Here is an 18,663-nt window from a genome sequence, read left to right as displayed (position 1 = left end):
ACATGTGGGGACGTATGAACGGCCTCCGGGTGATGGAGCTGGGCACTCCCGGCAAGATGCGCACCTGGCTGACCGACCTTGCCCTGTCAGGCGCCAAGCAGGGCACGGCCGGCCTGCTCGACCTCGACTACCACGTCGAGAACGAAGCCCTGGAACACGTCGGCGAACACCTCGCCCTGGTCGGCGACGCCGGCACCCAGGTGGCCACCATCGAGGTCACGGCCATTTCCCAGGTCCCCTTCTCGGAGGTCACCTGGGAATTCGCCCACTCGGAGGGCGAGGGCTACGCCACCATCGACGACTGGCGTGAATCACACCGGCGCTATTGGCGCGCCGAGGGCTACGAGGTGAACGACTCCACCATCGTGGTGTGCGTGTCGTTCCGGGTGGTCGACGAATAAGGCGCGGCCATCGCGTCCCCCCTCGAAAGGCGCAGTACAACAGGAGACCGGATCGATGGCCGCGCACGACATATTCTCCCCCGGCCACCTCGCCTCGCGCAGCCGATTTCCCGGAAATCGTGATGCGGTGGCGTTCTGCGAATGGGATATTTCGCTATCCGGCCTGCTTTCGGGCGGCGGGCCAGCGTTCTTCGGGCGAGACGTAGCTTCCGCGCTGCGGCACCGTGTAGATCCAGCCCTGCTCTCTCAGGAGTGCCATGGCCCGTCGCACCGTCTCGCGTGCGACGTCGTATTGCCGGACGAGCGCGGCCTCGCCGGGGATCGCCCGCCGAGGGGTGAGGGCTCCGCAGCTGATCTGCTGCACGATTTCTGCCGCTATATGTTGATATAGGGGCATCTCTTGTGGCGCTCGCGGCGCTTCGGCCACGCCGACGTACGTGCCCTCACCCTGCACCGTGTGGACCAGTCCGTCGTCGCGCAGCCTTCGGATCGCTCTGCGCGCCGTGGTGCGGGCCACGCCGAACTCCCGCTGGATGTCGGCCTCGCTCGCCACTGGGTCGCCGGGGGAGCACTGAACGACCCGCGCTCTGATGATTTCCGAGATCTGCAGATAGAGGTGAGTGTCACTCTCGGGATCGAGCATGGAGCCAGGGTAAAGCTTCCCCCCTTCATTCAGGGGTGGGTGTGGGCCATTTGTCACTGGGTGAGACAAAAGTTCCTCGATAGGGAACGGTGAATACCCAGCCCTGCTCCCTGAGGTGAGCGACCGCCTGCCGGGCGGTCACCTTGGCGACGCCGAATTGCTGCATCATCGCCTTTTCTCCGGGAATCGCTCTGTTCGGCGGAATGTCGCCTCGCTGGATGCGTTCGGCTATTTCATTGGCGATGGCCTGATATAGCGGTACCTTCCGCGCTGAACGCGGGCCGCCGGGCCGGCCGACGAATGTCCCCTCGCCCTGGATCGTATAGGCCATGCCCTGTTCGCGTAGTTCGCGCGCCACCCGCCGCGCGGTCGTCCTCGCGATTTCGTAGTCCTTCTCAAGTCTGGCTTCGCTGGGCACCGGGTCGCCGGCCTTCAGTTCGCCACGCTCGATCTGCTCGCGAATCAGATCGGCTACCTGCTTGTAGATAGGTACGGGACCTTCACGATCAAGCACGCCCGGATTATAGACGAAAGTAGACATGCGCGCACAAAACAGACGCTCACTAGGTCTATGGATACGAGCTAGACCAGCGGATGGGAGAGGCGTTATAGTGAGTGCATGTTCTGGGAGATGGATGACCAGCACGGGCACCACGTGCCGGCTGGCAGAGACGTGGAGCTTGCCATCGCCTGGTCGCCTGAGGCGGTCCGGGCCAGCCCGGTCCGGGTGCGCGATTACACGTGCCCCTGCCGGGAGCCCTACTACGAACTGTGCCAGGCGGAAGGCAGACGGTTCATACGCCGGGTCCACCTGGTCAAGGACCAGTCGATCACCGTGGAGAGTCCTCGCGACAGCGCCGCCAGTATCAACGAGTTGTGGGTCCGCCTGCTGAGCGCGGGCGTGCCGTCGTTGCGCGACAGCCTCGGCCGCCCATCACGGCATGCGGCGCGGCCTGCCGGGCCGCTGCACCGGCGTAGCGGCTCTCAGGCCTCACACACCTCATGGCCTCGCTCGCAAGGGATGGAGGGCGTCGCGAAGCCATGACCATGGATCGCGTCGTGGCCGCGATCCGTTCGACCGGACAGGCACGGGTCCAGGCCCTGTCCGATTTCCCCCGGCAGGTGTCATCCCAATACGCCCGCACCTGCCGGGTCCATATCCCTCGTGTCTTCCGGATCCGGGTCCGGGCTCACGAGGGTTCGGGGGCTCCGGCGGGACCCAGTCTCAGTCGCACGGCCCGCCGGAGTCCCACTCCCCGGATGGGCCGCCTCTCGTCGCGCCGACGTCCGACGCCGCCCGTTACCGTGCCTTTCCGGTGACGCGTGAGGCGTTCAGCTCCCGGGCTGCCCGCTGACTGCCGCGCCGTCCCTCCGCCGCGTCCGTAGCCCTTCATCGGGCCGCATGGACGATGTGCTCGGGGGGCGAACTGCCCGTAGAGCATCTGCCTGAAGGGCTTGGGCGCCTCGCGCAACCGGCTGAACCTGATCGTGTTGCTGCAGCTCGGGTCTTCGGGGATGTAAATGGTCGTGCCCGGTATGGTGCTGCGCGCGGAGGCTGCCAGGTCCCTGAGCGTCCCGAGATCCAAGGCATCGGTGGCCTGCTCACCGAACAGCGTGGCGCTGTCCGGCGCTCTTCGTCGCTCCCGTCTCGACGCGCCGCCGTAGGCCGGCCTTGTACCTGCGAGCACTCCGCCAACACCGCGCACCCGATGCGCCGCCGGGCCGACCTCGACGCCTTCGGCCGCTTACTGGTCACACCGCGCAATGCCGCGCGCGGTCCCCGCCTGCGCTACCGCGCACGGTCATCGAGAGGCATGCCGTCCGCCAGTCGGACTGCGCATCGCCGTCTGCGGTGACCGCCCGCATCGCCGCCCGCGGTCGTTGCGCGCATTGTCGCTCGCCGCCCGTACCGTCGCTCGCCGGTCACCGGGGGGATGCCGTCCGCCAGTCTCGGCCCTCCGTTCCTCAGGATGCCGTCCGCCGGCCACCGGGGGTCCTGCCGCAGGAGCCGCAGGGCAACAGTCGCCGAGCGGCAGGCATCGTTCGCGTCATGTCCGCGGCCCTGCCCCCACCCAGGCCCCAGCCGCGTTTCCCGCCATCTCGGAAATGCCGCTCGGTCCTCGCAGCAAGCGTGCGGATTGACGCCATGCGCTGAACCGGGGACGGACCCGCCGAGGCAGCCCGGAAACCCTTCACCGAATGCGCCGGCCAGCACCCCGCACCACGGCAACATCCACGTGACCTGGGCGGACACCGGGCGCACCCGCCACCCATCCACCCACAGGAGACGTCCTGGCACACCCCCACGCGTGGAGCGGATGAGCCCGTCCACCAGCAAGCCATCTCCACTTGACCTCAAGTTACATTCAGGTTCTACGGTCGAGGGACCAATGTGAAGGAGCCCGCTCATGACCTACCTCGTGACAGGAGCGACCGGAAAGGCCGGTCGCCATGTCGTCAGCCACTTGCTCCAAGCAGGACATCACGTCCGGGCGCTGACCAGGGACCCGGTGAAGGCCGGCCTGCCGCCCGAGGTGGAGGTGGTGGCCGGTGACCTCACCAGGCCCGAGACCCTCGGCCCCGCCTTCGACGGCGTGACCGGCGTACACCTGCTGACCGTCGGAGGTGACGACTACGCCACCCTCACCACCGGCCCCGAGATCGTCGAGCTGGCGCTGAAGGCCGGCGTGCGACGCGCCACCGTGCTGTGGAACGGCCAGTTGGGCCCGGTGGAGGAGGCGGTCGAGTCGAGCGCGCTCGAATGGACCCGCCTCCAGCCCGTCGATTTCATGGGCAACATGCTGGGGTGGGCAGATGCCATACGAAAAGACGGAGTGGTACGTGAACCGTTCGGCGACGTACGGTCCGCGATGGTCGACGAGGCGGATGTCGGGGCCGTCGCGGCGGTGGCGCTCGCCGAACCGGGGCACGCGGGCAAGATCTACACGCTGACCGGCCCGCAGGCGCTGACCCCGCGCGAACGCCTGGCGGTGATCGCCCGGACGATCGGGCGGGAGCTGGAGTTCGCGGAGCTGACGGAGGAAGAGGCGCGTGAGCGCTGGCGGCGCGCCGGGCACGCGGAGGAGCTCGTCGACCTGCTCGCCGCCTGGCAGGGCAACCCGCCTCCGGAGGCGTACACAGTGGTGCCGACGGTGGCGGAGATCACCGGCAGGCAGCCCCGTACGTTCGCCGACTGGGTGGGCAGGCATGCCGGGCGATTCGCGTAAGGATGCCTGCCGCCGGGCCGACTGGCCCGTCACCGTCAACTGAGCCGGTTGCCTTCGGCACCAGCTGATGGGTGCCCGGCGGCAGGCAACATGGCCCACGTCCTTCCGGGAGGCCGCGTGACCACGCACTACGAGTAATCGGCCGCCTGACGTCCTCAACGGCCGACCCGCGGACTCAGGATGCCACGGGGGTATGGGAGGCGGCGGGCCTTCTGCGCTTTCGTATGGATCATGCGGTTTCGGGGGAGCTGGGGGAATGACCCTGCTTCATCACCACAGCTCATCCAGCTCCCGGACACGTGCGCGCAGCACCCGGGCATCGGCCGGCGGCAGCACCTTGAGGACCGCCTCCAGCACAGCGCGCGTTTCGTCGGGGTCGGAGCAGCACACCGGATCTCCGCAGCCCCACCGCGGATCGAACAGCCGATGTACGGGATCCCGTACGAACAGCGACCACGCCTGCAGCGCGTCAGCGGCGGCGCTGGGGCGCAGGCGGGTGCGTTCGAGACGGGCGATGGCATCGCGACCTCGGGCGGAGATGCCGGGGATGTGGCGAATGGGGGCGTCGTTAGTCCGACATCGGCGGAGAGCGTCGGCGCGGACGCTCGCGGGCCGTCTACGCGCCATGGTCCTTTCGGAGGCTCGTCATGCCGCCATCCTGCCACCGTCCGGGCTCGCGATGCGGCGCCAGGCGGTGTCGGTGATGACGAGATGATCGAGAAAGCGCAGCCCCACCGTCTCGGCGGCGTCCATCAGGCGGCCCGTCGCCAGCATGTCGTCATCGCTCGGATCGAGGCAGCCGCTCGGATGGTTGTGCGCGATGCCGAACGCGGCGCCGCCCGCCGTCAGCACCGCCGTGACGATCTCCCGCACCGGGACCATCGTGTGGTCGGTGCCGCCCTCGGTCATCACGGTGCGCCGCAGCACCGCGCCCCGGCCGTCGCAGACGACCAGCACCAGCCGCTCGTAGGCGTGCCCGCGCAACAGCGGCGCGGCGACCGCGGCCAGATCGGACGTGCCGGTGATCCGGACCCGTTCGGGCTCGGCGTCGGCCCGCCGCACGAGATGGAACGCCGCCGCCACCCGTGCCGCCTTGGCCGGCCCCACCCCCGGCACGGCCAGCAGCCGGTGCGGCTCGGATCGAGCCAGGCCGTCGAGGTCGCCGCAGTGCGCGATGACCCGCGCGGCCAGATCCATCGCGCTGGTGCCGCGGAAACCCGAGCCGAGCAGCACTGCCAGCAACTCGCGATCGGCCAGCGCCCCGGCGCCGTTCTCCATGAGCCGCTCGCGGGGCCGCTCCCGCCGCGGCAGGTCTTTGACGCGCATCCCCCACCTCCTGCACGTTTCTATCAACGAGCACCGACAACCTCTGACCTGGAATGAGAGGGCGGCGCACGCTAGACCGACATGCCGGACACGGCGAAACTCCGGGGTGGCGATCCCGGGAATCAATAGGACGAATCAGTCAGAGGGGCATGCTGTAAACCATCCTGAACCGGTCACCCGGAATGACGATGTCGCTGGTCTCCACCGGCCGGTCGCCGGCCCAGTGGGTACGTTCGACATGCAGGACGTGGACGCCGGCCGACAGGTCCAGGACCTCGCTCTCGCGCGGCTCGGGAACCCGGGTGTGGATGCTCTCGACGACTTCCGTGATCTTTATCCCGTGCGCGTCCAGCCTGGCGACCAGGCTGCGCCGTTCCTCCTCGGTGTGCGGAGCGAACTCCAGCGGCTCGTACGCGGTCGCCAGCTGGAGCGGCCGCCCGTCGCCGCGGAAGACATAACGCGTCTTGGTGAGGGTGGCGGTACGGTCCACCCGGAGCCGCCTGGCGAGATCGGGGCCCGCCTCGGCCGGCTCGCTGTACCAATCCCACGTCACGCGCCGCCCCTGTGACTGGAGATCGGCTGCGAAGGGGGTAGGATGATCAAGGAAACGCCATCGGTGCAGCGATGAGAGATCAGGCCGTTCTTTGACGTAATGGCCCGAACCCACGCGGCCGATGATGAGACCTTCACCCGCCAGCACACGCAGAGCGTGACGGGCTGCGGTCTCACCGACCTGATACTTGCGGGTCAGCTGCGCCCGCGAAGGAATGGGCGCGCCAGGAGGAAGGGTACCGTCGTTGATCTGCCGTCGAATGTCTTCAACGACACGCAGGTAGACCGGATCTGAGGTGGTCACTAGTCCATCCCTGGGGGTTCGTGTGAGGCGTTGCCCCATGTTGCCGTATTCGGCAGGTAACCGACCGTCATCGAGGACCGCTGGAGCCCCAACTTTGCGGTAGCGGAAAATTATCGGAGAAACCCTGTAACGCCGGTGTAAGGGCTGCCGATTCTCCGGTAGAGGTCGTCGATGTGTGTACCCCCGAGCACATATCGGCGACCTCTTCCATTGCCCGGCCACGGGAGTTGGCCCTCGGTCCGGATGCTTGTCCGGCCCCGCTCGATGCGACGCCGCCGTCGCAACGAGCCCCCACGCCGACGCCCACGCTCACGCCAACTCGCTCACGCCTAGGATGCCCCGCGCATCAGACCCTCCACGCCTCAGACGCCCCCACGCCTCGTAGCGGCCACATCTAGCCGGCCACGCTCTCCCGCCTGGGTCACGCCTCAGGCAGGCCAGGCCTCCGCCCCGATTGCGCCTCAGACCGGTCACGCTCCCAGCCCCTGGGCGCAACGCTCGCCCTGGGTTACGCCTTGGCCCTGGGCATAACGCTCGCCCTGGGTTACGCCCTGCCTCGGGGGCGCGCGCTCGCCCTGGGTTACGCGCTCGCCCGGGATTACGTTTCCGTCCGGGGTTACGTCTCCCGTCCATCCGGTCGCGTCCCCATCCGGGGGTACGACGCTTGCCACGGGTCACGGCCCTCGCCCGCAGTCGCTCCCAGTTCGGGGGTGACGCTTGCCTGGGGCTGCAGCCCCAGCCCAGGGGCCTGGTCCGACACCAGCCCGGGGTACGTCCCCGTTCCGGGTCACGGCGCTTGCCCCGGGGTACGCCCTTCGTCCGGGGTGCGTCCCCGTCCCGGGTCATGACGCTTGCCCCTGGGGTACGCCCTTCGTCCGGGGTGCGTCCCCGTCCCGGGTCAAGATGCTTGCCCCCGGTTGCGCCCTTCGCCTGGAGTTACGTCCCTGGCCCGGTTGCGCCCTTCGCCTGGGGTCACGTCCGTGGCCCGGTCACGACGCTTGCCCTGGGGCGCGGCCCTCGCCCGGGGCCCGGACGCTCGCTCCGGGGCGCGCCTCTCGCCCGGGGGCGCCTGCGCTGCGTAGCCCGCTCGCCTGCCCGCTGAAAGTGTCGGGCCGCGAGGGCGGGGTGTCGTGCCGGAAGTCATAACGGCGGCCAGGAGTGGCGCCGCGGAGGGCGGGCATGGATGGGGGGAGCGATCGACAACTGCGGAGCGTAGTCGGATGTGCCCTGAGATGCCGGAGAACGGTGTGACAAAAGGCGGCTCCAGGCAGGCAAAGCGGGGTGGCGGCGTCCAACGGATTTCGGAATCCAGGTAGCGTTCGCACTATGGCATCGCCAACTGGAACCACGGACGCGCCCTTCGGCCGCATGCTGACCGCGATGGTCACGCCGTTCACCGGCGACGGTGAGGTCGATTACAAGGCCGTGCGACGCCTCGCGACTTTCCTGGTGGACGAGCAGCACAACGACGGGCTGATCGTCAGCGGTACGACCGGCGAATCCCCCACCACCTCCGACGAGGAGAAGGCCCGTATCCTCGGCGCGGTTCTCGAAGCGGTGGGCGACCGCGCGATCGTGGTGGCCGGAGCGGGCACCAACGACACACGTCACAGTGTCGAACTGGCCAAGCGCGCAGCCCGTGAGGGCGCCCATGGCCTGCTGGTGGTGACCCCTTATTACAGCAAGCCTCCGCAAGAGGGGCTGTACAGACATTTCACCGCCGTGGCCGACGCGACAGAGCTGCCGGTTATGCTCTATGACATCCCAGGCCGCAGCGGCGTGCCGATCAAGACCGAAACCTTGATCCGGCTGGCCCAGCACGAGCGCATCGTGGCGGTGAAGGACGCAAAGGGAGACCTGTTCGCCGGCAGCCAGCTGATGTCGGTAACCGATCTCGCCTTCTACTCGGGTGACGACCTGCTCAACATGGCCTGGCTCTCGCTCGGCGCGGCCGGGTTCGTGAGCGTGGTCGGGCATGTGGTCGGTGCCGATCTCGCCCGCATGATCCAGGTACACCGGAGTGGTGACATCGACGGGGCGCGTGCGATCCACCGCCAGGTGGCGCCGGTCGTCGAGGGAATCATGAAGAGCGCGGGCGGCGCGATCATGGCAAAGGCGGCGCTGAGCCTGGTGGGGGTGCCGGTCGGACCGGTACGCCTGCCGCTCGTGCCCGCGACGGAGAAGCAAATCGCCGAGCTGCGTGCTTGCCTGGTGGCCGGCGGGGTGAAGTTGACAGACGTATAGGAACGGGGAGGAACCGGGAGTTTTGAGAACACGATTTGACCATGGGGTCGACTTTGGGAGCCGGGTATGAGCCATCCGCATCCTGAGCTTGGCCCTCCTCCGGTGCTGCCTGACGGCGGCTTGCGCATTGTCGCACTTGGCGGGCTCGGCGAGATCGGCCGGAACATGGCCGTCTTCGAGTATGACGGCCGCCTCCTGATCGTTGACTGCGGGGTGCTCTTCCCCGAGCCCGATCAGCCGGGCGTCGACCTGATCCTGCCCGACTTCGAGTACATCAGGGACCGGCTCGACCAGGTCGAGGCCGTGGTGCTGACGCATGCCCACGAAGACCACATCGGGGCGGTCCCCTACCTCCTGCGCGAGCGGCGCGACATCCCGCTCATCGGCTCCAAGCTGACGCTTGCCCTGATCGAGGCCAAGCTCACCGAGCACAGGATCCAGCCGACCAAGCTCCAGGTCGTCGAAGGCGAACGGCACTCCTTCGGGCCGTTCGACTGCGAGTTCCTGGCGGTCAACCACTCGATCCCCGACGCTCTGGCGGTCGCCATCAGGACGCCCGCAGGCATCGTCCTGCACACCGGCGACTTCCGCATGGACCAGCTGCCGAGCGATGGCCGGCTCACCGACCTGGGCGGATTCGCCCGGCTCGGCAGCGAGGGCGTCGACCTGCTGATGTCCGACTCGACCAACGCCGAGGTGCCCGGGTTCGTCACCAGTGAGCGGGAGATCGCGCCGGTCATCGACGAGGTCATCCGTACGTCGGAGCAGCGGGTCATCGTGGCCAGCTTCGCCTCCCACGTCCACCGCATCCAGCAGGTGATGGACGCCGCGGCCAAGCATGGCCGCAAGGTTGCCCTCGTCGGCCGGTCGATGGTGCGCAACATGGGGGTGGCTCGCGATCTCGGCTATCTCAAGGTGCCGCCGGAGTTGATCGTCGACTCTCGCGACATCGAGGCCTGGCCGCCGCAGGACGTGGTGCTGATCTGCACCGGCTCCCAGGGCGAACCCATGGCCGCGCTGTCGAGGATGGCCAACCGCGACCACCCGATCCGCATCGCGCAGGGGGACACGGTCCTGCTCGCATCGTCGCTCGTGCCGGGCAACGAGACCGCGGTCAACAAGGTGATCAACGGGCTGACCCGCTGGGGTGCCCGCGTGGTTCACAAGGGCAACGCCAAGGTGCACGTGTCCGGTCACGCGGCGGCTGGCGAGCTGCTCTACGTGCTGAACCTCACCCGGCCGTCCAACTTCATGCCGGTCCACGGGGAATGGCGGCACCTGCGGGCGCACGCCAAGCTGGCGGCGCTCACCGGCGTGCCGGACGACCACATCGTGATCGCCGAAGACGGCGTCGTGGTCGACCTGGTCGACGGCCGGGCGAAGATCGTCGGCGCGGTTCACGCCGGGTACGTGTACGTCGACGGATCGTCGGTCGGCGAGATCACCGACGTTTCGTTGAAGGACCGGCGGATCCTCGGTGACGAAGGGTTCATCTCCGTCGTCATAGTGGTCGACTCCAGTACGGGCAAGCTCACGGCTGGGCCGGAGATCCACGCACGCGGATCCGGCATAGACCCCGCACAGTTCGAGCAGTTCATCCCGCAGATCGAGAAGGCGCTCGAAGAGAAGGCTGCAGACGGGGTGATCGATATGCAGGAGATCCGCCGCGTGGTCCGCCGTACGGTGGGGCGCTGGGTGAGTGACACCTACCGTCGACGCCCGATGATCATCCCTGTGGTGGTCGAGGTCTGACCTGGCCGTTGCCGTGGCCGGCAGACCCGGCCCGGCCAAGGGTGTGGCGGGCACATCCCGTCCCCGCGAGGGGAACGCAGGGGAGCCCGCCCACACCCGAGGTGTTGTGGGCTGGCCTTGCTGCGTCCGAATTGCGGCGGGCCGGCCGTGCCGGTTCCCAGGTGTAGCGGGCCGGCCCGACCCCACCTGGAGTGCGGTGAGCCGGCTCGGCAGGGCTCGAAGTGGCGCAAGCACGCCAGACCTCACTCGGACAGGCTCGCTCAGCGAGATGGCAGGCGGATCAGCCTCGCCAACGGCACTCCGCCTCAGCGAATCCGCAGGCACCTCTTCCACCCGTACCGGTGAACGCCAGCGGGCTTCCGGACAGTGCGAAGCCACTGACGTGTCGGAGGAAGGGAGCCGCTGGGGCGAATCGCTCGGAGTGGGCCGGTGCGCGGCGTATGCGTCGTCCTTGCGGTGCTGGACCGGCGCCGGAGTGACAAGGATTTGCATGTCAGGCGTCCCTCCTGCGCAGCAGCCACACGGCCGTAAGCAGGGGGAGCGTCGCATAGCCGACCAAGACTGCGCTCGCTGCTAGAGGAGAAAGCAGCGAGCCGTACACCGTAGTGGTGATCGCATCGCCGGTGATTTCGCGAGGAAGCGCTCCGATCATCACCGAACCGAGTCGGCTGTTCCAGGGGTCCGGAAGATTCCCCACAATCATGGGAATGGCATAGATAAGTCCGACGAGCAGCACGATCGCGCCGGCGGTGGAGCGGAGAAGCGCGCCCATCCCAAGCCCGAGCAGGGCGAACACCGGCACGGTAAGGCTGAAGGCGATCAAGAGGGGGAGCTTGTCCGCGAACGGTGTCTGGTAGACGCCTGAGAAGCGGTCGCCCACCGTCGCCCGGCAGACGAAGTACGAGCCGAAGATCACCACGAACCCTGTGATCAGCCCAACCGCTGTCACCACAGCGGACTTCGCGGCCATGATGGGCCAGCGTTTCGGCACGATGGTCAGACTTGTCCTGATCAGGCCGCTCGCATACTCCGAGGTCATGGCCAGCACGCCAAGGACCCCCATGCAGAGCTGCGGCAGCATCAGCACCACTTCTTCGAGCTCCGCGAGCCGGGCCCCCGGTCGCTGCTCCGGAGCCGCTCGGTCGTACATGTCGGCGGCCATTGAGGCGAGCCCGAACCCGAGCAGGATTCCGCACAGGCTGACGCCCAGCAGAATCTGGCTCGAACGCACCGAACGGATCTTGAGCCATTCGGAGGCGAGAACGTTCACGCGTCACTCCTTTCAGCGGCAGGATCCGCCGGCTTGTGCATCGGCTGTGGCGGCTGGCGCACGGGTGGCGACGAGCCTGAACTGGGCGAGCGGAGGATTCGTACGGTGTGGCAGATCTTCCACAGCCCCGCACGTCCACGACGTGGCCATTTCGCGCGACCGTCATATCGGACACCAGTGCAAGTCGTAGCGGCACCATGAGGACGTTCACGGTCCGGAGCCGGCAGGGTGCATCGACTGTGCCTTCCATGACCTTCGGAAGAACCAGACGTCTTCATGGGCCGGTCGATCCGTACTCGAGGCTTTTCGCGGTGAGGGCGAGGTAGGCGTCCTCCAACGAGGGGTAGCGCGCGGTGAGCTCCTGGACCGTGGCTTCGGCCACCAGCCTGCCCTTGCCCAGGATGACGATGCGATCTGCAGTCAGCGCCATTTCACTCATGAGGTGGCTGGAGAGCAGGACTGTCCTGCCCTCGGCGGCGAGTGAGCGCATCAGCTCGCGGATCCAGCGCACTCCGTCAGGGTCGAGCCCGTTGACGGGCTCGTCGAACATCAGCACACCGGGATCGCCGAGCAACGCGGCGGCGATGCCCAGCCGCTGTTTCATGCCGAGCGAGAAACCGCCCACCTGTTTACGAGCCACCTCGGCCAGACCCACCTGCTGCAGCATCGTGGTCACTCTCGAGGGGGCGATGCCATGGGTGCGGGCCAGGCAGAGAAGATGGTTGTGGGCGCTGCGGCCTCCGTGCACGGCTCCCGCGTCCAGCAACGCACCCACCTGGTGCATGGGTCTGCTCAAGGACCTGTAGGGCTGCCCGTTGACCAGTGCCTGGCCGGAGGACGGCGCGTCGAGGCCCAGGATCAGCCGCAGTGTGGTGGACTTCCCTGCTCCGTTGGGCCCCAGGAAGCCGGTCACATGCCCCGGCAGGACCGTGAACGAGAGGTCGTCGACGGCCAGGGTGCCGCCGTAGCGTTTCGTGAGGCGCTTGAGTTCGATCACGCCGTAAAGGGTGCGGCATGCGAGCCCTTGGCCACATCGGACCACGGTTCGAACCTCAACGTCAGACCCAGGGCTGACGTGCGAACCCCGGATCACCGGCTACCTTCATCGCGTGAACGAGTCGCACCCTCTCTTCGCCAGGCGCCTGGCCCGCCGGCAGCTGATCATGCTGGATCTGGCTGCCGGACTGGGCCTCTCGTTCGTGTTCTTCACGATGACGGCCGCGGCCGCGGAACTGCCCCCGTGGGCACGCATCGCTCTTCCGCTCGGCTTGGGGCTTCCGCTGGCCGTGCGAAGACTGTGGCCCTTTCCGGTCTTCCTCCTCACGCTGTCGATCGCCATGGTGACCGTCGTGATCGACGTCGTGAGTGTCGCGTACGTCGCTCCCGCGTATGCGATCTATCTGGTTGCGGTGTCGGAGAATCGCGGCACATGGTTGCCGACCTCGGCCATCGGGGTGCTCGCAGCGATCACGGGAGCGGGCCTGGTGCTGGTCGGAGGCGTGCCGCAGCCCGGTGTGCCGGAGTGGCTGCTGCGTAGTGACACGTTGATGTTCGGGATCGCGGCGCTGGGGGGTGCCTGGACGGTGGGGCGCGCCGTTCGTGAGCGAAGGATCTACATGACATACGACGCGGACCGAATGGCTGCGCAGGCGGTGACGGAGGAGCGGCTGCGCATCGCCCGCGAGCTGCACGACGTCGTCACCCACAACGTGGGTCTGATCGCCGTGAAGGCCGGTGTGGCCAACCATGTCTTCGCTTCCAATCCTGAAGAGGCGCAGGACGCACTTCGTGTGATCGAGAGTGCCAGCAGGAGCGCGTTGGTCGAGATGCGGCATCTGCTGGGTGTTCTGCGTTCCACCGGCACGCCGGCACGTGCTCCAGCCCCGGGCATCAGCGGCTTGGACGAGTTGGCGGACCAGGCTCGGCTCTCGGGCGTGGAGGTGGATCTGGACGTACGAGTTCGGTCCGGCGATACCGATCCCCATGTCCCCATGCCTGTTGGGTACCGGCCAAGTTCTGTTGACCGGGCCGGGGCGCGCGGGGATGTGAGCGCTCTTCGGTCTGAGGGGACCGTCAGTGAATCCAGTGATGGGCGGGGAGAGAGGCTCGCGGGTGGCAGCGGTGCCTCGAGTCGGGCAGGGCACGGCGGTAGTGGCGGCCGAGGGCACGTAACACCAGGTCAAAGGCTGCCCGAGGGCGTTGAACTGTCCGTGTACCGAATTGTTCAGGAAGCACTCACCAATGTGGTGAAGCATGCGGCTCCGGCACGGTGCTGGGTATCGGTGATCGACGATGGAAGGGCGGTGCGGATCGAGGTAAGGGATGACGGGCCTGGCCCGCGGACAGGGCAGCGGGCCAATGTCGGGCCTGGGCATGGGCTGATCGGGATGCGTGAGCGGGTCACGATGTACGGGGGTGTCTTCGAGGCGGGTGGGCTTCCGCGGCGGGGGTTCCGGGTTGCGGCGCGGCTGCCGTACGGGGTTGCGCCATGATCCGGGTCGTGATCGCCGACGATCAGGCGTTGCTCAGAGGCAGCTTCAAGGTGCTGGTGGACTCGGAGCCCGATCTAGAGGTCGTGGGCGAGGCGGCGACCGGGGTCGAGGCCATGGCGGTCGCGCTTGAGAGGCGGCCCGACGTCGTACTGATGGATGTGCGGATGCCGGAGATGGACGGCATAGAGGCGACCAGGCATATCAGGGACGTATCGCGGGTCCTCATCGTGACGATGTTCGATCTCGACGCGTACGTCTATGACGCATTGAGAGCGGGGGCGAGTGGGTTCATGCTCAAGGACACGCCGCCGGCCGACTTGCTCGCCGCCATCCGGGTCGTGGCCCGTGGTGAGGCGTTGCTTGCCCCGACGGTTACCCGCAGGCTGATCGAGGAGTTCGCCAGGACGCCGGCCTTACCGACGGTCCGCGGGCTGGACGGGGTGACGGGTCGGGAGCGCGAAGTGCTGGCGCTGATCGCCCGCGGCTTGTCCAATGCTGAGATCGCCACCCATCTTCAAGTGACTCTGGCGACGGTCAAAACCCACATCACGCGCCTACTGGCCAAACTGGATGCGCGCGACCGGGCGCAACTGGTCATCGCGGCCTACGAGAGCGGGTTGGTGAACGCAGCACGATGAGTGGGCGGCGAGGGCTGGTTTGCCTGCGTTCGAGTGCAGGGGTGGGCTTGCGGTGGTTCAGTTGCTGCTTGGAGGGCTGGGGACCGTTCTTGGGAGCCGAGGGGATGGGGGTTGGGTTCTCGTAGCGAACGAGTCTCCTGCTGGGCTGGCTTCGACTCGGGGGCGGATTTCAGGCGGAGATGTTGAGGCTGGGGGTGGGGGGCCGTTCTGGGCTGGATGCGAGGCGAGCAGTCGCAGTCGCAGTCGGCGCAAAGCCTGCAATCTGCGGCTGGATCGGGGAGGGCGTACCTTCTCGGTGATCGTTCAAGGTCTCACACGCGTGGCTGACGCAGAACCATTGGCCGGGAGGCGCATTTGATGCTCACCGTAGTTCCTGACATTGCCGACGGCGATCACCGGCCGGCCAACAGTCCTGCCTGCGGCGCGCTGATCGACGAACGTGTCCCCGAGGGCGCCCGTCGGATGCTCGCCGAAGTGCTGAAAGCCAAGGTCGACGCCTACATTGCCTACATGGCCGCCCTCGTCGCGCTCGCAGTACCCGGCGACATCGTCGTGCTCGTCGCCTTCGCCGATGCGCGCAGCGGAGTCGGCCGCCGATCGGTGGTGCGTGACGGTCATCACGTGCCGCGCGAGATTCTGGCCGCGGCGGGCGCCGTCGAGATTGCAGTGCGTGAGGTCAGCGACAAGCGCGCCGACGACGTTACCGGCGAGGGCGGGCGGCTCTCCTCGCCTCTGGTCGCCCTGGTCCGCGCCGGCGCGCCCTTTGGCAACGGCGCGCCCCTCGGCAACGGCGCGCTCGTCCGGTGCCCGCAGGAGGCAGCGGCATGAACGACACGGGCACTACGGGAATGCTGCACCACGTCGAGCTCTGGGTTGTCGACCTTCAGCGGGCCATTGCCAGCTGGCAATGGTTGCTGCAAGCGCTTGGCTACGTCGAGTTCCAGAACTGGAGCCATGGCCGGAGTTGGCGTCTGGGGGCCACCTATCTGGTTCTGGAGCAGTCACCCGCGCTCAGCGCCGATCGGCACGACCGCTGCCGCCCGGGGCTGAACCACCTGGCCTTTCACGTGGAGAGCCGCGCCCAGCTTGACAGCCTGGTCGAGCAGGCGCCGGCGCACGGGTGGACCTTGATGTTTCCCGATCGGTACCCCTATGCCGGGGGAAGGCAGCACTACGCCGCCTATCTGGAAGACGAAGACGGCTTCGAGATCGAACTGGTCCTGCCCGAGGTGTCAGCCCAACCATGACAGCTGCATCCAGTCGATTCATAAGCCTTACGATCGCTCGGCAGCCGCGCCCGCTCGGCGTCGGTTACATGTCAGGGCGAGGGCGGTGATTGGGGTCGTTATGTCCGTGGCGAGCGGCGGTGCGTGGGGGGCGTATGTGGGATGACGTTGGGGCGATAGGTTCCGATTTGTGGATGATGTGAGGATTGTTTTCCGTAAGTACGGCGGGGCGCTGCATTGGAACCATGCGGCGAAGGTGCTGGGGGAGGACGAGTACGGCATTTGGGTGACGGTGCCCGAGGGGACGGTTGCTCGTAAGGGGGAAGGGTCGCCGGTTGTCTGGGAGAACCACTGCCTGATGTTGTTTCCGCGTGACGAGTGGTGGGCCGCGACCTTTCACTCACCGCCGCACAAGACCGAGGTCTACGTGGACGTGACTACCGTTCCCGAGTGGAGGGACGGAGAGGTGACCATGATCGATCTCGATCTTGATGTGATCAGGATGCGGGATGGGCGGTTGATTCTGGATGATGAGGACGAATTCGCCGAGCATCAGGTCGTTCTGCAGTATCCGTCGGATGTGATTCAGCGTGCCGAAGAGACGGCACGGTGGCTGTTGGACGAGGTGGGGCGGAGGCGGGGGGTGTTCGGGGGCGCGCACATGCGGTGGTTGTCCAAGTACACCTAGCGCGGCTACCGGATGGTCGGGGCCGGTGACGGCGGTCAGCCGGGTGAGGGTCTCGGCGTGGCCGGTGCGGGTGGTGGCCGCAGTGGTGGGCGTAGTGGTCGGCGCGGTGATGGCCGCGGTGGAACTCGACCGCAGGCTGCGCGCCGCCGCCTCACCCGTACGCAGCCTGCTCGCCCATCCCGGCATGGCCAGGACCGACCTGAGCCGGGAGGCGCCGCCGTCCGCCCGCCTGGCGGGAGCGGTGATGGGCCTGCTCTACAGCCGTCCGATCGACGACGCCGTCACGCCGATCCTGTACGCCGCCACCCAGGCGACGGCGCCCCCCGGGCTTCACATCGGCCCTGGACGCCCTCTGCGCAAGGCGAGGCCGACCTTCGAGACGCTCACCGGACCGGCCGCCGACACCGACCTCGCCGTCCGCCTGTGGTCACGCTCGGCCCAGCTCACCGGCGTGGACATCCTCCCGGCAAGCTCGCACCGCTGATCCGGCTCACAGCCGAAAGCGGCGGGGCGTCATGCCGGGCCGGCGTTCCCGCACGGTCGTGGTCCAGGTCGTCCATCAGGGCGCACAGGCGCGTGACGGTGTTGTGTGGCGCGTCGAGGATCATGTCCTCATCCGGGGGGACGATCGGCCGCCTCTCGGCAGCCCAAGCAGGGAGGTGCCCGATGAGCTGCCGGCGCACGTCTTCCGGGCGCCCAGCGAGAGCGCCGCCTGCTTCAGCCGGGCCGGTGGTTCAGGGCGTTCGGCCTGGCTTCGCGTCCGACGGGATTGCCGGCGTCGACCGACCGTGCGGAACCTGGCTGTCCGTTGGTGGTGGTTGTCCGGGCGCTGCGGGTGGCCGCCTTGGAACTGAAGGGGCCGTGGTCAGCGGCCTTGTGGTCAGGGGTCCTGTGGTCAGCGTCCCCGAGGTCAGCGGTCCCGAGGCTGGTGCTTTCGGTGGGATTGGGGACGGTGCAGCGCGAGGTGGGTTACAGGGGGGCCTGGCGGAGGGCGGCTGTCATGGCTGCCAGACGTTCGGGGCCGGCCAGGCCTGCGTGGTAGAGGTGGATCTCCGAGGCGCCTGCCTTGGCGTACGTGGTGAGGAGTTCGGCGAGGGCGGTGGCGTCGGCGGGACGCGGGGGGAGGGCCAGGACGTAGGCGCCCACTCGCTGGCCGGGGGAGCACAGGTCGCGGAGGCGGGCCAGGCGGGCCGCGTCCGTTGCCGGGTCGCCCCAGCAGTTGCCCACCAGGACGTCGGCTCCCGGCTCGCCGGTGGGGAGGGCGGCGAAGGGGCCGGTGGCCCAGGGGTCCGGGTTGGCGTGCAGGGTGATCGGGACGTTCGGTGCCACCTCGCGGGCGGTCGAGATCAGGCGCTCGCGGAGCGATGCCGAAAGGGCGACTCGTGCGGCGCGTACATCGTCGGCGAGTGATCCCAGCGCGGCGTCGATGGCGGAGTGAGGGGGTTCGGCGGTGGGGGCGGCGTCGACGGCGGCGCGGATGCTGTCCCGGGTGCCTTCGGGGTAGCGATCGGCGCAGGCGGTGCAGAAGCAGAGCGACAGCAGGTCCGCGTCGAAGTCCGCGCCCGAGGTCTTCTCGTGCACGCTCTGGTGCGCGAAGCCCATGGGGCCGCAGCCTTCGAGAACGAGCCCGTCCGGTTCGCCGGCCACCAGCACTTCGCGGACGAGGCGGGAGCAGTATTCCGTGACGTCCTCGAACGCCGGGCACAGGGCGTACGGGTACGGGTCGCCGAAGGCGTTGCGTACCACCAGGTCGGGGTGGGCGGTGCCGAGGTGGGCATTGTGGGTCAGGACGGTCCATGCGTGCACGCGGAGTCCGGCGCGGCGGAGGGCGTCCTGGGCGACCAGGTAGGCGTCGGGGGTGGTCCAGGAGGGGGCGGCGGGCGTCAGGCGGGCCCAGGCG

18 protein-coding genes and 1 pseudogene are annotated in these 18,663 nt (G+C 68.1%); 11 read left to right on the top strand and 8 right to left on the bottom strand.

Features of this window, described 5'->3' with window-relative positions; genetic code table 11:
- Positions 1-2 precede the first annotated feature (2 nt).
- The gene (locus ADY59_RS28150; protein ID WP_049567919.1) at positions 3-401 is read left to right on the top strand and encodes an ASCH domain-containing protein; all 399 of its coding nucleotides are present in this window, start codon (positions 3-5) and stop codon (positions 399-401) included.
- Between the two features lie 154 nt (positions 402-555).
- Here ADY59_RS28150 and ADY59_RS28145 read toward each other — a convergent pair whose 3' ends face one another.
- Entirely contained in the window at positions 556-1,044 is a 489-nt protein-coding gene (locus tag ADY59_RS28145) for a GntR family transcriptional regulator (RefSeq protein ID WP_049567916.1), read from the bottom strand.
- A 25-nt stretch (positions 1,045-1,069) separates the two neighbouring features.
- Positions 1,070-1,585, bottom strand: a complete 516-nt coding sequence (locus ADY59_RS49040) for a winged helix-turn-helix domain-containing protein (protein ID WP_082310467.1) — start codon at positions 1,583-1,585, stop codon at positions 1,070-1,072.
- 78 nt (positions 1,586-1,663) lie between these two features.
- Between ADY59_RS49040 and ADY59_RS28140 the strand changes: the two genes are divergently transcribed.
- Entirely contained in the window at positions 1,664-2,089 is a 426-nt protein-coding gene (locus ADY59_RS28140; RefSeq protein WP_049567913.1) for a hypothetical protein, read from the top strand.
- A gap of 1,363 nt (positions 2,090-3,452) precedes the next feature.
- Positions 3,453-4,271, top strand: coding sequence for an NmrA family NAD(P)-binding protein (locus ADY59_RS28135; RefSeq protein ID WP_049567911.1), 819 nt, complete (start codon positions 3,453-3,455; stop codon positions 4,269-4,271).
- Between the two features lie 270 nt (positions 4,272-4,541).
- Here ADY59_RS28135 and ADY59_RS50410 read toward each other — a convergent pair whose 3' ends face one another.
- The 3 genes from ADY59_RS50410 to ADY59_RS28125 all read right to left on the bottom strand — a co-directional run bounded on the left by ADY59_RS50410 (position 4,542) and on the right by ADY59_RS28125 (position 6,453).
- Positions 4,542-4,898 (bottom strand): hypothetical protein, encoded by a 357-nt coding sequence (locus ADY59_RS50410; protein WP_156325783.1) that lies wholly within the window; start codon positions 4,896-4,898, stop codon positions 4,542-4,544.
- 18 nt (positions 4,899-4,916) lie between these two features.
- Complete coding sequence (locus ADY59_RS28130; protein WP_049567907.1) at positions 4,917-5,597, bottom strand: JAB domain-containing protein; 681 nt, start codon at positions 5,595-5,597, stop codon at positions 4,917-4,919.
- A 139-nt stretch (positions 5,598-5,736) separates the two neighbouring features.
- Positions 5,737-6,453, bottom strand: a complete 717-nt coding sequence (locus ADY59_RS28125) for a GntR family transcriptional regulator (RefSeq protein WP_049567903.1) — start codon at positions 6,451-6,453, stop codon at positions 5,737-5,739.
- Positions 6,454-7,779: 1,326 nt separating this feature from the next.
- On the opposite strand from ADY59_RS28125, the gene dapA reads away from it, so the two are divergent.
- A complete protein-coding gene (dapA, locus tag ADY59_RS28120) occupies positions 7,780-8,697 on the top strand; it encodes a 4-hydroxy-tetrahydrodipicolinate synthase (protein ID WP_082310466.1) in 918 nt (305 codons plus the stop codon).
- Positions 8,698-8,763: 66 nt separating this feature from the next.
- Positions 8,764-10,449, top strand: a complete 1,686-nt coding sequence (locus ADY59_RS28115) for a ribonuclease J (protein ID WP_049567896.1) — start codon at positions 8,764-8,766, stop codon at positions 10,447-10,449.
- A 493-nt stretch (positions 10,450-10,942) separates the two neighbouring features.
- Here the strand turns inward: ADY59_RS28115 and ADY59_RS28110 are convergent, their stop codons facing one another.
- Entirely contained in the window at positions 10,943-11,719 is a 777-nt protein-coding gene (locus ADY59_RS28110) for an ABC transporter permease (RefSeq protein ID WP_049567893.1), read from the bottom strand.
- Between the two features lie 304 nt (positions 11,720-12,023).
- Positions 12,024-12,716: pseudogene (locus ADY59_RS28105) on the bottom strand (ABC transporter ATP-binding protein); the annotation flags it as partial.
- A gap of 112 nt (positions 12,717-12,828) precedes the next feature.
- Here ADY59_RS28105 and ADY59_RS51690 point away from each other — a divergent pair.
- From ADY59_RS51690 to ADY59_RS28075, 6 genes are all read left to right on the top strand, one after another.
- The gene (locus ADY59_RS51690) at positions 12,829-14,211 is read left to right on the top strand and encodes a sensor histidine kinase (RefSeq protein WP_049567887.1); all 1,383 of its coding nucleotides are present in this window, start codon (positions 12,829-12,831) and stop codon (positions 14,209-14,211) included.
- Positions 14,208-14,849, top strand: coding sequence for a response regulator (locus tag ADY59_RS28095; RefSeq protein WP_049567884.1), 642 nt, complete (start codon positions 14,208-14,210; stop codon positions 14,847-14,849). The genes ADY59_RS51690 and ADY59_RS28095 overlap by 4 nt, the downstream gene beginning before the upstream one ends.
- A 357-nt stretch (positions 14,850-15,206) precedes the next feature.
- Positions 15,207-15,677 (top strand): hypothetical protein, encoded by a 471-nt coding sequence (locus ADY59_RS28090; protein WP_156325782.1) that lies wholly within the window; start codon positions 15,207-15,209, stop codon positions 15,675-15,677.
- A complete protein-coding gene (locus tag ADY59_RS28085; protein WP_197093899.1) occupies positions 15,674-16,096 on the top strand; it encodes a VOC family protein in 423 nt (140 codons plus the stop codon). Before ADY59_RS28090 ends, ADY59_RS28085 begins: the two co-directional genes overlap by 4 nt.
- Positions 16,097-16,265: 169 nt before the next feature.
- Complete coding sequence (locus ADY59_RS28080; protein ID WP_049567876.1) at positions 16,266-16,763, top strand: DUF402 domain-containing protein; 498 nt, start codon at positions 16,266-16,268, stop codon at positions 16,761-16,763.
- A 25-nt stretch (positions 16,764-16,788) separates the two neighbouring features.
- Complete coding sequence (locus ADY59_RS28075; protein WP_049567873.1) at positions 16,789-17,247, top strand: hypothetical protein; 459 nt, start codon at positions 16,789-16,791, stop codon at positions 17,245-17,247.
- Positions 17,248-17,732: 485 nt separating this feature from the next.
- On the opposite strand, the gene ADY59_RS51685 is transcribed toward ADY59_RS28075, so the two are convergent.
- The coding region (locus ADY59_RS51685) for a hypothetical protein (RefSeq protein WP_049567870.1) at positions 17,733-18,663 on the bottom strand (931 nt) is incomplete at its 5' end.

It is taken from the genome of Nonomuraea sp. SBT364 (assembly GCF_001083785.1).
In the GTDB taxonomy this organism is placed as follows: domain Bacteria; phylum Actinomycetota; class Actinomycetes; order Streptosporangiales; family Streptosporangiaceae; genus Nonomuraea.
Note: the sequence above shows the minus strand (reverse complement) of the source record. Positions and strands in the feature narration are given on the sequence as shown.

Excerpts from the sequence above, each read along its gene's own strand:
- ADY59_RS28150 (WP_049567919.1), top strand. The coding sequence starts at position 3 with ATGTGGGGACGTATGAACGGCCTCCGGGTGATGGAGCTGGGCACTCCC.
- ADY59_RS28115 (WP_049567896.1), top strand. The coding sequence starts at position 8,764 with ATGAGCCATCCGCATCCTGAGCTTGGCCCTCCTCCGGTGCTGCCTGAC.
- ADY59_RS28145 (WP_049567916.1), bottom strand. The coding sequence starts at position 1,044 with ATGCTCGATCCCGAGAGTGACACTCACCTCTATCTGCAGATCTCGGAA.
- ADY59_RS28140 (WP_049567913.1), top strand. The coding sequence starts at position 1,664 with ATGTTCTGGGAGATGGATGACCAGCACGGGCACCACGTGCCGGCTGGC.
- ADY59_RS49040 (WP_082310467.1), bottom strand. The coding sequence starts at position 1,585 with ATGTCTACTTTCGTCTATAATCCGGGCGTGCTTGATCGTGAAGGTCCC.
- ADY59_RS28130 (WP_049567907.1), bottom strand. The coding sequence starts at position 5,597 with ATGCGCGTCAAAGACCTGCCGCGGCGGGAGCGGCCCCGCGAGCGGCTC.
- dapA (WP_082310466.1), top strand. The coding sequence starts at position 7,780 with ATGGCATCGCCAACTGGAACCACGGACGCGCCCTTCGGCCGCATGCTG.
- ADY59_RS50410 (WP_156325783.1), bottom strand. The coding sequence starts at position 4,898 with ATGGCGCGTAGACGGCCCGCGAGCGTCCGCGCCGACGCTCTCCGCCGA.
- ADY59_RS28135 (WP_049567911.1), top strand. The coding sequence starts at position 3,453 with ATGACCTACCTCGTGACAGGAGCGACCGGAAAGGCCGGTCGCCATGTC.
- ADY59_RS28090 (WP_156325782.1), top strand. The coding sequence starts at position 15,207 with ATGCTCACCGTAGTTCCTGACATTGCCGACGGCGATCACCGGCCGGCC.
- ADY59_RS28085 (WP_197093899.1), top strand. The coding sequence starts at position 15,674 with ATGAACGACACGGGCACTACGGGAATGCTGCACCACGTCGAGCTCTGG.
- ADY59_RS28095 (WP_049567884.1), top strand. The coding sequence starts at position 14,208 with ATGATCCGGGTCGTGATCGCCGACGATCAGGCGTTGCTCAGAGGCAGC.